General features: G+C 72.8%; 11 protein-coding genes. 5 read left to right on the top strand and 6 right to left on the bottom strand.

Translation table 11 applies throughout. The features are described from left to right. Positions 1 to 26 precede the first annotated feature (26 nt). From ACFY2Q_RS13970 to ACFY2Q_RS13955, 4 genes are all read left to right on the top strand, one after another. On the top strand, positions 27 to 629 hold the full coding sequence (locus tag ACFY2Q_RS13970; protein ID WP_387130094.1) for a PadR family transcriptional regulator: 603 nt from the start codon (positions 27 to 29) through the stop codon (positions 627 to 629). After that, positions 626 to 1,360: an ABC transporter ATP-binding protein gene (locus ACFY2Q_RS13965; protein WP_387130092.1), complete on the top strand. Its 735-nt coding sequence runs from the start codon at positions 626 to 628 to the stop codon at positions 1,358 to 1,360. The genes ACFY2Q_RS13970 and ACFY2Q_RS13965 overlap by 4 nt, the downstream gene beginning before the upstream one ends. An 11-nt stretch (positions 1,361 to 1,371) precedes the next feature. After that, complete coding sequence (locus ACFY2Q_RS13960; protein ID WP_387130090.1) at positions 1,372 to 4,143, top strand: FtsX-like permease family protein; 2,772 nt, start codon at positions 1,372 to 1,374, stop codon at positions 4,141 to 4,143. 97 nt (positions 4,144 to 4,240) lie between these two features. Next, on the top strand, positions 4,241 to 4,729 hold the full coding sequence (locus tag ACFY2Q_RS13955; protein WP_387130089.1) for a nitroreductase family deazaflavin-dependent oxidoreductase: 489 nt from the start codon (positions 4,241 to 4,243) through the stop codon (positions 4,727 to 4,729). 25 nt (positions 4,730 to 4,754) lie between these two features. On the opposite strand, the gene ACFY2Q_RS13950 is transcribed toward ACFY2Q_RS13955, so the two are convergent. Next, positions 4,755 to 5,468 carry a VIT1/CCC1 transporter family protein gene (locus ACFY2Q_RS13950; RefSeq protein WP_387130087.1) on the bottom strand — a complete coding sequence of 238 codons (714 nt, stop codon included), beginning with the start codon at positions 5,466 to 5,468 and terminating at the stop codon, positions 4,755 to 4,757. Further along, positions 5,465 to 6,322: a type I methionyl aminopeptidase gene (gene map / locus ACFY2Q_RS13945; protein ID WP_387130086.1), complete on the bottom strand. Its 858-nt coding sequence runs from the start codon at positions 6,320 to 6,322 to the stop codon at positions 5,465 to 5,467. The genes ACFY2Q_RS13950 and map overlap by 4 nt, the downstream gene beginning before the upstream one ends. Before the next feature lie 95 nt (positions 6,323 to 6,417). Between map and ACFY2Q_RS13940 the strand changes: the two genes are divergently transcribed. After that, on the top strand, positions 6,418 to 6,732 hold the full coding sequence (locus tag ACFY2Q_RS13940) for an STAS domain-containing protein (RefSeq protein WP_387130084.1): 315 nt from the start codon (positions 6,418 to 6,420) through the stop codon (positions 6,730 to 6,732). A 12-nt stretch (positions 6,733 to 6,744) separates the two neighbouring features. On the opposite strand, the gene ACFY2Q_RS13935 is transcribed toward ACFY2Q_RS13940, so the two are convergent. The 4 genes from ACFY2Q_RS13935 to ACFY2Q_RS13920 all read right to left on the bottom strand — a co-directional run bounded on the left by ACFY2Q_RS13935 (position 6,745) and on the right by ACFY2Q_RS13920 (position 12,720). Next, positions 6,745 to 10,389 carry a SpoIIE family protein phosphatase gene (locus ACFY2Q_RS13935; RefSeq protein ID WP_387130083.1) on the bottom strand — a complete coding sequence of 1,215 codons (3,645 nt, stop codon included), beginning with the start codon at positions 10,387 to 10,389 and terminating at the stop codon, positions 6,745 to 6,747. 191 nt (positions 10,390 to 10,580) lie between these two features. After that, positions 10,581 to 11,132, bottom strand: coding sequence for a pyridoxamine 5'-phosphate oxidase family protein (locus ACFY2Q_RS13930; RefSeq protein ID WP_387130082.1), 552 nt, complete (start codon positions 11,130 to 11,132; stop codon positions 10,581 to 10,583). 47 nt (positions 11,133 to 11,179) lie between these two features. Next, on the bottom strand, positions 11,180 to 11,950 hold the full coding sequence (locus tag ACFY2Q_RS13925; protein ID WP_387130080.1) for a gamma-glutamyl-gamma-aminobutyrate hydrolase family protein: 771 nt from the start codon (positions 11,948 to 11,950) through the stop codon (positions 11,180 to 11,182). A gap of 2 nt (positions 11,951 to 11,952) precedes the next feature. Continuing rightward, positions 11,953 to 12,720: a 3-oxoacyl-ACP reductase gene (locus ACFY2Q_RS13920; protein ID WP_387130078.1), complete on the bottom strand. Its 768-nt coding sequence runs from the start codon at positions 12,718 to 12,720 to the stop codon at positions 11,953 to 11,955. Between the last annotated feature and the right edge of the window lie 2 nt (positions 12,721 to 12,722).

Below are 12,722 nucleotides of genomic sequence, written 5' to 3'. Positions count from 1 at the left end.
ATACCAGGTATGCATACTCCGTTGCCATGTCCATCCGTCACGGGCTGCTCGCCCTCCTCGAACGCGGCCAGATGTACGGCTACCAGCTGCGCGCCGCATTCGAGGAGTCGACGGGCTCGACGTGGCCGCTGAACATCGGGCAGGTCTACACCACGCTGTCCCGGCTGGAACGGGACGGTCTGGTGCGCCCGCTGCCGGAGAGCGAGGCCGGGCAGCGCCCGTACGAGATCACCGACGCCGGCCGGGCTGACCTGGCGCTGTGGTTCGCCACCCCGATCAGCCGTACCGACCGCCCCCGCGACGAGCTGGCGATCAAGCTGGCGCTGGCGCTCACCACCCCCGGGGTGGACGTCCGCTCGGTGGTGCAGGCCCAGCGCAGCGCGACGATGCGCGCCCTGCAGGAGTTGACCCGGTTGAAGTACGGCAGCGACCGGCCGGAGGACCTGCCCTGGCGGTTGGTGCTGGACTCGATGGTGTTCCAGGCCGAGGCGGAGGTGCGCTGGTTGGACCACTGCGAGAGCAGCCTTGTCCGCCACCGGCCGAGCGTCCCGCCGGCCGCGCCGCCGGGGCCGGGCGCCAGCGGGGTGTCCGACCCCGCGTGGTGGGCCGACGAGGGGGCGCGACGGTGAGCGACCCGGACGACGCGGTGCTGGAGCTACGCGCCGTCCACCGCACCCACGGGACCGGCCCGGCTGCGGTGCACGCGCTGCGCGGGGTCAGCATTGTCGTCCGGCCGGGTGAGCTGGTCGCCGTGATGGGCCCGTCCGGCTCCGGCAAGTCGACGCTGCTGGCCCTCGCCGGTGGCCTGGACCGCCCGACCCGCGGTGACGTACGGGTCGAGGGGCAGCGGCTCGGGGCGCTGGACCCCCGAGGGCTGGCCCAGCTGCGCCGCCGCCGCATCGGCTACATCTTCCAGCAGCTCAATCTGTTGGGCAGCCTGAGCGCGCTGGAGAACGTCGCGCTCCCGCTGGAGCTCGACGGCGTCGGCGGACGGAAGGCCCGCACGGCGGCCCTGGCGGCGCTTGCCGAGGTGGGCCTGCCGGCGCTCGCCGACCGCTTCCCCGACCAGCTCTCCGGCGGCCAACAGCAGCGGGTGGCCATCGCCCGCGCGTTGGTCGGCGAGCGGCGGCTGGTGCTCGCCGACGAACCGACAGGGGCGCTGGACTCGCAGACCGGCGAGGCGGTGCTGCACCTGCTGCGCCGCCGGGTCGACGCGGGCGCCGCCGGCATCCTCGTCACCCACGAGGCACGGCACGCCGGCTGGGCGGACCGTGTGGTGTTCCTGCGCGACGGGGTGCTTGTCGACACGACGGCCCCGCTGGGCAGCGTCGAGCAACTGCTGTCCGGCAGCGACCGTTGACCCTCCGCCGGTTGCCACGGGCACCCGACCCGGACGCCGGCACCGACGCCGACGCGCCGGGGTCACCTCCCGCTCCCCCGGGACGGCGGCGCTTCGCCGAGCTGACCGGTTCGTGGCGGGCGGCGCTGCGGATCGCCCGGCGGGAGTCGCGCCGGGCCCGCCGACGTACCGCCCTGGTGCTCGCGATGATCGCTCTGCCGGTGCTGGTGCTGTCCTTCCTCGCGGTGAGCTACGACATGGCCGAGCTGACCCCGCAGGAACGGATCGACAGGCGCCTCGGTGTCGCCGACGCGGAACTGCGATGGTTCGCCGACACCCCTATCGACCAGGACGAAGGGGGTGAGAGCTGGTATCCCCGCAACGGCGACCCGGCGCCGTTCACCCATCAGGCCACCGCCGCCGAGGTGGCGGCGTTGCTCGGCCCGGACAGCCGGTTCACCGAACTGCGCGGCCAGATCCCCCTGAGCGTGCAGGGCCCGGAGGGCGACGAGACCATCCAGGGGCGGGTGCTCGACCTCACCGACCCGCTGGCCCGAGGGCTTGTGCGGTTCCGGTCCGGGCGGGCACCGCAACAGCCCGGCGAGGTGGCGGTGAGCCCGGCCGCGCTGCGCCGACTCGACCTACGCCTCGGTTCGGCAATGGCCACCGCCGACGGGACGAGGGCGTACACAGTGGTGGGGGTGGTCGAGTTCCCCGACGACCTCGGCGCGGTGGTGGCGCTGCACCCGTCGGCCGTCCCCCGGACCGATCCGCAGGCCGTCAGCAGTTGGCTGGTGGACGTGCCCGGCACCGCCGACGCCGCGCTGGTGGCCCGGCTCAACGACCGCGGTGTGGCGGTCGCGACGCACGACCCGCACGGCACGGGGACACCGACCCGCAGATGGTTCGGATCCGTCGGGCAGAGGGACGCCAACGACCTGAGCACCGGGGTGCTCATCGCCGGCCTCGGGTTGCTGGAGGTGGTGCTGCTGGTCGGGCCGGCCTTCGCTGTCGGCGTCCGCCGCCGCCGCCGCGACCTGGCGCTTGTCGCGGTGGCCGGTGGGGACGCCGCCCAACTGCGGCGGGTCGTGCTCGCCGACGGCGTGGTGCTGGGTGTGCTGGGCGCCGCCGTCGGGCTGCTGCTCGGGGTCAGCGCGGCGTTCGCCGGTCGTCCACTCATGGAGCAGTACGTCTTCGGCGCCCGATTCGGCGGGTACCGCTGCTGGCCGGCGGCGCTGATGGTGCTCGGCGCGGTAGCGGTGCTGGCAGGTGTCCTCGCCGCGCTCGCGCCCGCCTGGACGGCCGCCCGGCAGGATGTCAGCGCCGGGCTCGCCGGACGGCGTACCCCGCCCTCGTCCCAGACCAGGTGGCTGGTTTTGGGGCTGACGCTTGCCGGCGGCGGGGCGGCGCTCGCCGCGTACGGCGCCACTCGGACGTCGACGGCGGTGATCCTCACCGGCCTGATCCTCGGGGAGCTCGGCCTGGTGTGCTGCACGCCCACGCTTATCGGCGCGCTGGCACGGCTCGGCCGACTGCTACCGCTCGCACCTCGGATCGCCCTGCGCGACGCCAGCCGCAACCGGGCCGCCGCCGCGCCGGCCATCTGCGCCGTGATGGCCGCCGTGGCGGGCAGCGTCGCACTCGGCGGATACCTGGCCAGCGACCACGTCCGGGAAGCGAGCACCTACCAGCCGCTGTTGCCGACGGGCCACGTGCTGGTCAACGCGACAAGCTCGGCCCGGCAGCCCACACTGGCCCAGGTCACCGCCGCTGCCCGGGAGCATCTGGGCACCGACGCGGTCGCCCCGTTGCAGGGGATAGCCTGCGCCACGACGGGCAACGGCCACTGCGACGTCATCCCGCAGCTCCCGCCGGAGCAGATCTGCCCCTGGCAGCCCGGAGACAACCTCTCTGCTGCGCACCGCCGGCAGGCACGGGCCGACCCGCGCTGCCAGCTCGACGAGGAACTCTTCTACGGCTCCTCGATACAGCCAGTTGTCGACGACGGGACGGCACTACCGCTTCTCACCGGCGCGGACGCGGCGTCGACTGCCACCGCCGCGAACGTGCTGCGGGCCGGCGGCGTCGTGGTGACCGACAGCCGCTACCTGCACGACGGCCGGGTGACGGTACGACTGAACCAGGTGGACGCCGAGGTGGAGCTGCCACCCGTCACCACCGACCTCCCCGGGTACGCGCTGCCCGCGTCCGTCGGCGTGTCCCGCCTGCTGCTGTCCACGTCCTCGGCCCGCAGCCTCGGCCTGGGACTGTCCCCTGTCGGTTGGGTGATCGGCACCACCACGCCGCCGGACGAGGACCAGCGGGAACGGTTCGCCGCGGCTCTGCGGCCCTTCGGGTCGGTCGCGCTGAGCGTCGAGTACGGCGCCGCCCCCAGCGACATCTCACCGCTGCTGCTCCTGCTCGCCGCGGCGGCCGGGCTGATCACAGTGGGGGCCGCCGGAATCGCCACGGCGCTCGCCGCCGCCGAGGGTCGGGCGGAGCTGTCCACCCTCGCGGCGGTCGGCGCGGCACCTGCGGTACGCCGCCTGCTGGCGATCTGCCAGGCCGGGGTCATCGCCGGCCTCGGCTCGGTGCTCGGCATCGTGGCCGGGCTGGGCACCGCCGCGATCGTGCTGTTCTCGGTGAACCGCCAGTACGCGGCGGCCTGGCCGGCACCGGCGCCGTACCCGTACCTGGTGCCGTGGACGGTGCTCGGCGTCCTCGTGCTGGTGCCCCTGGTGGCGATGCTCGGCGCGGGCCTGTTCACCCGCGCCCGGCTGCCGATCGAACGTCGATTGGACTGAGCTGGCGCGGCACCGACCCGGACGAGATTCGACGAACCCGAAACCCGCTGCCGTCCGGGGGTGCCGCCGGGGCGCGGCACCCGGCAGACTGATCCGCGTGTCAGCGCTCGGAACCCTCACCCGTCGGGTCGGCCACCACCGTTGGTTCGGCGCCGCCGCCCGCCTGCTGGTGCCCGCCGACCGCATCGTCGGCCGGCTCACCCGGGGCCGGGTGGTCGCTCTCGGCCTGATCCCGTCCCTCGTCATCACCACCACCGGCCGCCGCTCCGGGAAACCGCGCAGCAACCCGCTGCTCTACGTGCCCGACGGCGACGCGTACGTGGTGATCGGCTCCAACTGGGGGCAGACCCAGCAGCCGAGCTGGGCCTTGAACCTGCTCGCCGAGCCGACCGCCCAGGTGGACGTGCGGGGTCGACGGATCCCCGTGCGGGCCGACCTGGCCACCGGCGCGGAGCGGGACCGGTTGTGGGAACTTCTCGTCACCGAGTGGCCGGCGTACCGCACCTATGTCGAGCGGGCCGGCGACCGCGAGATCCGGGTGTTCCGGCTGGTGCCGATCGGGCCCGACGCGCCGGCAGCCGACTAGCCGCAGGCGTGGGTGGCGGCGGGCGTCACAGCCCACCCTGCACACCGATAAGCGAGCCGATGAGATAGGTGGCCCCGGCCGCCGCGCCACCCAGCAGCAGTTGCCGCAGCCCGCTTGTCCACCAGGGCCGGCGGGTGAAGGTTGCCACGACAGCGCCGGCGGCGAACAGGCCGAGCCCGCCGACCGCGAGCGCCAGCCAGAGTTCGGTGGCGCCGAGCAGGTACGGCAGCAGCGGGATCAACGCGCCCACCGAGAAGAACACGAACGAGGAGAACGCCGCCGCCCACGGGCTCGGCTGGTCGTCGGGGTCGACGCCCAACTCCTCCCGGACGTGCACCCGCAGCGCCTCCTCCGGGTCACGCCGCACCGCCTCCGCGACCTGGGTGGCGAGGTCCCGGGGCAGGCCACGGGCCACCCACGCGTCGGCCAACTCCCGGGCCTCCGCCTCGGGGTGCCGTTCCAGTTCGCGTCGCTCCTTGGCGACCTCGGCGGCGACCTGCTCGTTTGCCGACCGCACGCTCGTGTACTCGCCGAGCCCCATCGAGATCGCGCCGGCGACCAGGCCGGCGGAGCCGGTCAGCACGATGCTGCGCGGCGACACCCCACCGCCGCCGACCCCGGCGATGAGGGCGATGTTGGTGACCAGCCCGTCCATCGCGCCGAAGACGGCAGGCCGCAGCCAGCCGCCGGACACGTCCGCGTGGTGGGCCTCGCGTAGCGCGGCGGGGGTGTCGGTCACGGCAGGGTCAGGATCTCGTGGCCGCTGTCGGTCACCACGAGCGTGTGCTCGAACTGGGCCGTCCACTTGCGGTCCTTGGTGACCACCGTCCACCCGTCGTCCCACATGTCGTACTGATAGGTGCCCAGCGTGATCATCGGCTCGATGGTGAAGGTCATCCCCGGCTCCATGATGTCCGTGGGGCGAGGACTGTCGTAGTGCGGCACGTAGAGCCCACTGTGGAAGGACTCGCCGATGCCGTGGCCTGTGAAGTCACGGACGACGCCGTAGCCGAACCGCTTGGCGTACGACTCGATGACCCGACCCACCACGTTGATCTGCCGACCGGGGGCGACCGCGCGGATGCCGCGCATCATCGCCTCGTGGGTCCGCTCGACAAGCAGCCGGGCCTCCTCGCTGACCTCCCCGACGCAGAAGGTGGCATCGGTGTCGCCGTGCACCCCACCGATGTACGCGGTCACGTCGACGTTGATGATGTCGCCGTCCTGGAGGACCGTGGAGTCCGGGATGCCGTGGCAGATGACCTCGTTGATGCTTGTGCAACAGGACTTGGGGAAGCCCCGGTAGCCGAGTGTCGACGGGTACGCGTCGTGGTCACAGAGGAACTCGTGCACCACCCGGTCGATCTCGTCGGTGGTCACACCGGGCTTGCAGGCCTCCCCGGCGAGCTGCGTCGCCTGGGCGGCGAGCCGGCTGGCGACCCGCATCTTCTCGATGGTCTCCGGTGTCTGCACATGCGAGCCGCGCCACTCCTGCGGGTGCTTCTTACCCACGTACTCCGGGCGGGGAATGTGGGCGGGCACCGATCGCCACGGGGAGAGTGTGCCGGGGGTCAGCGGCGGACGGACGGTCATGCCACAAGCCTATCGCCGGACCCGCCGGTGACCGGCGCCACGGCGGGCCCGTCCCGGTTGTTGCCCTGTCAGGTCGGCTGTGCCATGGTGTCTGCGTGGATCAAGGGGGAGCACCGCCCGTCTTCTCCGCCAGCGCGGAGATCGACGGCGACCACCTCCACGTGGTGGTGACCGGCGAGGTCGACATGGCGACCGCCGACACCATGCTCCAGACCGCGCTGCGCGAGCCCGCCCAGCGGATCACGCTCGACCTGCGCGCCGTCACCTTCTTCGACTCGGCCGCCATCCACGCGCTGGTCCGGCTCGCCCAGCAGTTCGCCGGCACGCTGTCCGTGTTGCCGTCCCGGCAGGTCCGCCGCGTGCTGGAGATCTCCGGCCTGGGCGACCAGGGCTGGCTCGAACCAGCCTGACCCGCCCCGCCGTCAGGCCCGCAACTGTCGGCGCAGCGTCACCTCGGTGCCGTCATCGGTACGCCGCACCGTCAGGTCACCCAGGGCGCTGATCAGGGACAGCCCGCGCCCCCGGAACCCGGAGCCGGTCGACTCACGCCACTGCCCGCTGTCCCGCACCGTGGCGACGACCGTCCGGTCCTCGATCGCCACCTCCACGCTGATCACCGGCTCGGCGGGGTGGACGGGGTGCTCGATGGCATTGGCGGCGGCCTCCGACACCGCAACGGTCAGGTCGAACAGGTCGGTCTCGTCGACGTCGTGCGCGACAAGGAAGTCCTCCAGGCGCTTGCGCAGCACACTCAACCGGGTCGGGTCCGCCGGCAGCCGCAACGCGAACCGGTTCAGCTCGGCCGCCTCCAGGGCGAGCACCGCCACGTCGTCGCGGCGCGGCCGACCGGCGACCCGGTCGACCACCGTGTCGATCAGGTCCACCACGTGCTCGCCCGGGGTGGCCGCGTCGACGCGCAGTTGGGCCAGCGCGGCGTCGATGCCGACCTGCCGGTCCTCGATCAACCCGTCGGTGTAGAGCAGCAGCCGACCGCCGGCGCTCAGCTCCCCCTCGACCGTCCGGTAGGTCGCGCCCGGAATCGCGCCGACGGGTGGGCCGAGCGCACGGTCGTGCAGGAACGCCACGTCGTCTCCTCGGATCAGCAGGGGGGACGGGTGACCGGCGCTGGCGTACCGCAGCCGGCCGGTGCGCGGATTGAACACCAGGCAGACCACTGTCGCGATGGACCGCCCCTCGGTGGACCCGACCAGCCGGTTGAGCCGGGTCAGCGACTCACCCGGGTCGAAGCCCTCCAGCAGGTACGCCCGCAGCGCGTTGCGCAGCTGCCCCATCGCCGCGGCGGCCTGCACGCCCTTGCCGACGACGTCGCCGATGACAAGTACCAACTCGTCGCTCTCCAGCGCGATCGCGTCGTACCAGTCGCCGCCGACCTCGACGTCGGCGGTGCCCGGCAGGTAGCGACTCGCCACCACCGCGCCCGGCATCTGCGGCAGCGTCCTCGGCAGCAGGCTGTGCTGCAACGTGGTGGCGATGCGGTGCTCGGCCTCGTAGAGCTGGGCGTTCTCCAGCCGCACCCCGACCAGCCGGGCCAGTTGTGTGAGCGCGGCCTCGTCGGCCTGTGACTCGTCGCCGGCCGCCTGCCACACCCGCAACTCGCCTAGTTGCTCACCGATCGTTCCGGTCAGCTCGGCCACGAAGGACGGGTCCGTGGCCGTCGTGCCGCCGGCGTCGGCCTCGAACCGGGCGTCGGCCGAGGTGACCACCACCCGGGCCGCCTCGGCGAGACTGAGCGCGTGCCGTGCGGCGACCTCGAGGACGTCGCCCGTGGAGCGGGCCGTATTCACCGCCACCGCCGCGTCGGCAAGTGCCCGCAGGCGGCGGATGATCTGCCTGCGCAGCTGGCCCAGCTCGACGTTCGCCCGGACCCGGGCGATCAACTCCTGCCCCGAGAACGGCTTGGTCAGATAGTCGTCGGCGCCGACGGAGAGGCCCGCCACCGCCTCCGCGGAACCGGCCCGGGCGGAGAGCAGAACGATCGGCACATCACGGGTACGCGTGTCCCCGCGCAACGCGCCGACCAGACCGAACCCGTCCAGCCGGGGCATCATCACGTCGGTGAGCACCAGGTCGAAACCGCCCTCGCGGGCCAGCTCCAGAGCTTGCAGACCGTCGCTCGCGGTGACGACCTCCCAGGTCGGCGAGAGCAACCGGGTGACGTGCTCCCGCAGGTCGACGTTGTCGTCGACGACCAGGATCCGGCCGGCGGGGGTGCCCGAGGACGGTTGGCTGCCGTACTCCGGGCCCGCGTCGGCGCCGGACCACAGCGCGGTCTCCGCCACGTAGAGCCGGGCCTGCTCGGGCTCGCCGGCCGGCAGGGGGGCGAATCCGACCACCCGGTCGGCGGGCAGGTGCGCCGACCCGAACGGGATGGTGACAGTGAAGGTGCTGCCCTTGTCGACCTGGCTTGTCACCCCGACCGTGCCGCCGTGCATCTCGACCAGCTCGCGGACCAGCGCGAGACCGATCCCGGTGCCCTCGTGGGTGCGGGCGCGGACTCCGGGCACCCGGTGGAACCGCTCGAAGACGTGCGGCAACTCGGCCGGCACCATGCCCACGCCGGTGTCGCTGACGTCGAGTCGGGCCGCGCCGTCGACCGCACCGACCCGCACCCGGATCTCGCCGTCGAAGGTGAACTTCAGGGCGTTCGACACCAGGTTGAGGACGATCTTCTCCCACATGTCCCGGTCGACGAAGATCGGCGTCGGCAGCGGTGGGCAGTCCACCACCAGGCGCAACCCGCCACGGTCGGTGGCCGAGCGGAACGTGCTGGCGAGCCGGGCGGTGTAGCCGGCGAGGTCGGTGGGCTGGTAGCGGGCGGCGAGCCGACCGGATTCCAGCCGGGAGAAGTCCAGCACTGTGTTTACCAGCTTGAGCAGACGCAGCGCGTTGCGGTGCATCATGGTGAGCCGGTCGATGTAGGGGGCGGGCAGCGCCGGGTCGGCCAGCATGTCCTCCATCGGGCCGAGCACAAGGGTCAGCGGGGTGCGGAACTCGTGGCTGATGTTCGCGAAGAAGTTGGTCTTCGCCCGGTCCAGCGCGGCCAGCTCGGCGGCACGGGCCCGTTCCTGCCGGTAGGCCCGCTGGGTGCCCACGGCCCGGGAGATCTGCGCGGCCACCAGGTCGAGGAAGCCGCGGTACTCGTCGCCGAGCGGCAGCCGACGGTCCACGCCGACGACAAGCGCGCCCACCGTCTCGTTTGTCGCCATGAGCGGGAGTACGCGGGCGACGTCGGCCAGGTCGGCCGGCGGCTGGTCGAACAGGTCGGCGACCTCGACGGTGGCGGGTCCCTCGGCGACCAACTGGGCTAACGCGTCCGCGGTCATGCCGACCGCGGATGGATCGACGCCTGTCGCGCCGGTCAGGACGAACCGGCCGGCGGAATCGGCCTGGTAGATCATCGCGAACGGCACGTCGGCCCGGTGTCGACCGAGCACGCTTGCTGCGGTTGGGCCCAGCTCGGCCGCGCTGACCACGTCGGCCAACTCCGCGAGCGCCCGCAGTCGACGCTCGCCGAGCACCCGCCCGGTGGTCTCGTTGACGATGCAGTAGACGCCGCTGACCGCGCCGTCGGCACCCCGGATCGGGTCGTACGCGACGTCGAAGTAGGTCTGCTCGACGAAGCCGTGCCGGTCCAGTAGGAACGGGTGGTCCTCGGCCCGGAAGGAGCGCCCGGTGCGGCGTACTCCGTCCAGCAGCGGCCCGAGCACGTCCCAGGTCTCCACCCAGTGCTGCCGGGCCGGCTGCCCGAGCACGTGCGGGTGCTTGCCGCCGATCGTCGGCCGGTAGGCGTCGTTGTAGAAAGCAAGCTGGTCGTCACCCCAGAACATGACGATCTGCGCGCTGGAGGCGAGCATCATGCCTATCGCACTGGAGAGGGCCACCGGCCAGCGGGACGGCGCGCCCAGCGGCGCCGTCGACCAGTCGAAGGCACGCAGCCGCTCGCCCAGCTCACCGCCGTTCGCGAACGCGGCGACCAGCAGCGGGGGGAGCTCATCGCCGTCCGTGACGGAGTGCCCCGCGTCCGCGCCCCCCTGCGCCGAGCTCATGCAGCCTCCCGCTCCGGCCGTGCCCCCAGCCGTTGATCTTCCGCACCGTGCTTCGACTTGTACCCAGGCGGATCAGCAACGTAACGCACGGCGGACCGTAGACGCTGGTTACGTACGCCGCACCCGTCGGACACCCGACAGCGCAGGGCGGACGCGGGGCCTCACCGGCGGCGCGGAAGCGGCCCGACGGCTCAGAAAACGGGCAACCCGTCGATGCTCGCGGCGTTCTTGGTGGCCCGGTAGGTCACCAGGTCGTCGGCCGTACGCCGGGAGTGTGAGGTGAGCAACAGGTCGCGTTCGGCGCGGAAGTCCATAAGCGGCACGGCATAGCCGCAGGAGTCGCTGACCCGCTCCACCTCGACATCGATCACGGCCCGCACGGCGTGCACGTCCGGCGGCGCGGGGAACTCGGCGAGCCGGTCGGCGAAGGTGGCCTCGGTGACCGCGACGCTGCTGCCCCGGCCGTGCAGTCGGACGATCTTCGGCGGCCCCTCGAAGGCGCAGAACATCAGCGTGATGCGCCCGTTGTCCCGCAGGTGGGCGATGGTCTCCGCACCGCTGCCGTGGTAATCCAGGTAGGCCACCCGGTGCGGACCGAGGATCACGAAGGTGCCCGTCATGCCCTTCGGCGACACGTTGACGTGCCCCTCGGACCCGGACGGCGCGGTGGCCACGAAGAAGACCCGCTGGGCCGCGATGAAGTCACGCAGGCGACCGTCGATCTCCGGATACACCTTCCCCATCCGCTGATCCTCGCACCGGCCACGCCATCGGGCGGGGGCGACGTACGTCACACCGCCGTCGACCCGGCGGCATCCACGCCCACCTCCCGGGCGGCGACCGGAGAGCCCTCGGCCGCTCGGACCAGCGCGGTGACCGGGCGAGGGTCCGCCTCGTTCTCCGGATGCCACTGCACGCCGAGCACGAACGGCAGAGTCGGATCTTCGACCGCCTCGATCACGCCGTCGTCGGCCCAACCGGTCACCACGAGCCGGCCCGGGTCCGCGACCGCCTGATGGTGATACGAGTTCACCTGGTCCACCCCGGCCAACACCGTGGCGGCCAGGCTCCCCGGCGCGAACCGCACCGGATGCGCACCGTAGACCCCCGGCGCCGGCCGATGCGCCTCGTGACCCACCACGTCGGGCAGGTGCTGGTGCAGAGTGCCGCCGTAGGCCACGGCGAGCAACTGCATCCCCCGGCAGACGCCCAGCACCGGCAGCCCGGCGTCGAGCGCGGCGGCCAGCAGTGTCAACTCCCCGGCGTCCCGGTCCGGCCGATCCTCGGTACGCGGGTCGGGCGACTGGCCGTACCGCCCCGGGCCCACGTCCGCACCGCCGGCCAGCAGCAGCCCGTCGAGGATGGCCAGCACGTCACCGTCCTCGTCGTCAGGCGGCAGCACCACCGCCCGACCACCCGCGGCGGTCACCGCCCGCACGTACGCCTCGGGCACCAGCACCGCCCGCACGCCGCGCCAGACCGCCCAGTCCGCGGGCTCGACGTACGCGCTGATCCCGATCAGTGGCCGCCGCACCGTTCGCGGGCCCGGCTCACCCCGCACGCTCACAGCGGAGTGACGTACGCGCCGGTGATGCCCCCGTCCACCACGAACTGCGCGGCGGTCATGAACGAGGCGTCGTCGCTGGCCAGGAACGCCACTGCGGCGGCGATCTCCTCCGGCTGCCCGAACCGGCCCATCGGCACGTGCACCAGTCGGCGCGCGGCCCGCTCCGGGTCGGCGGCGAACAACTCCAGCAGCAGCGGGGTCGCCACCGGGCCGGGGCAGAGGGCGTTGACCCGGATGCCCTCCCTGGCGAACTGGACACCCAACTCCCGAGTCATCGCCAGCACGCCCCCCTTGCTCGCGGTGTACGCGATCTGCGACGTCGCCGCACCCATCAGCGCCACGAACGAGGCAGTGTTGATGATCGAGCCCTTGCCCTGACGACGCATGTGCGGGATCGCGTACTTGCAGCACAGGTAGACGCTCGTGGTGTTGACCCGCAGCACCCGCTCCCACGCCTCCAGCCCGGTGTCCAGGATGGAGTCGTCGTCCGGTGGGGAGATGCCTGCGTTGTTGAACGCGACGTCGACCCGCCCGTGCCGCTCGGCGACCCCGTCGAAGAGATCGCGTACCGCCGCCTCGTCGGCGACGTCGGCGGCCACGAACTCGCCGCCGCACTCCCGCGCGGCCCGCTCGCCGGCCGCCTCGTCGATGTCCACGCAGACCACCCGGGCACCCTCGGCGGCGAACCGCCGGACGGTTGCCAACCCGATCCCGCTACCCGCTCCGGTGACCACTGCCACCCGGTCCTGCAACCGACCCTGCACTG

The organism is Micromonospora sp. NPDC000316 (assembly GCF_042898885.1).
Classification (GTDB): Bacteria; Actinomycetota; Actinomycetes; order Mycobacteriales; family Micromonosporaceae; genus Micromonospora.
This window is presented reverse-complemented; position numbering and strand designations above follow the sequence as displayed.

Bases quoted from the DNA above. Each gene is read 5' to 3' on its own strand.
- ACFY2Q_RS13970 (WP_387130094.1), top strand. From the start codon at position 27: ATGTCCATCCGTCACGGGCTGCTCGCCCTCCTCGAACGCGGCCAGATG.
- map (WP_387130086.1), bottom strand. From the start codon at position 6,322: ATGACCGTCCGTCCGCCGCTGACCCCCGGCACACTCTCCCCGTGGCGA.
- ACFY2Q_RS13935 (WP_387130083.1), bottom strand. From the start codon at position 10,389: ATGAGCTCGGCGCAGGGGGGCGCGGACGCGGGGCACTCCGTCACGGAC.
- ACFY2Q_RS13930 (WP_387130082.1), bottom strand. From the start codon at position 11,132: ATGGGGAAGGTGTATCCGGAGATCGACGGTCGCCTGCGTGACTTCATC.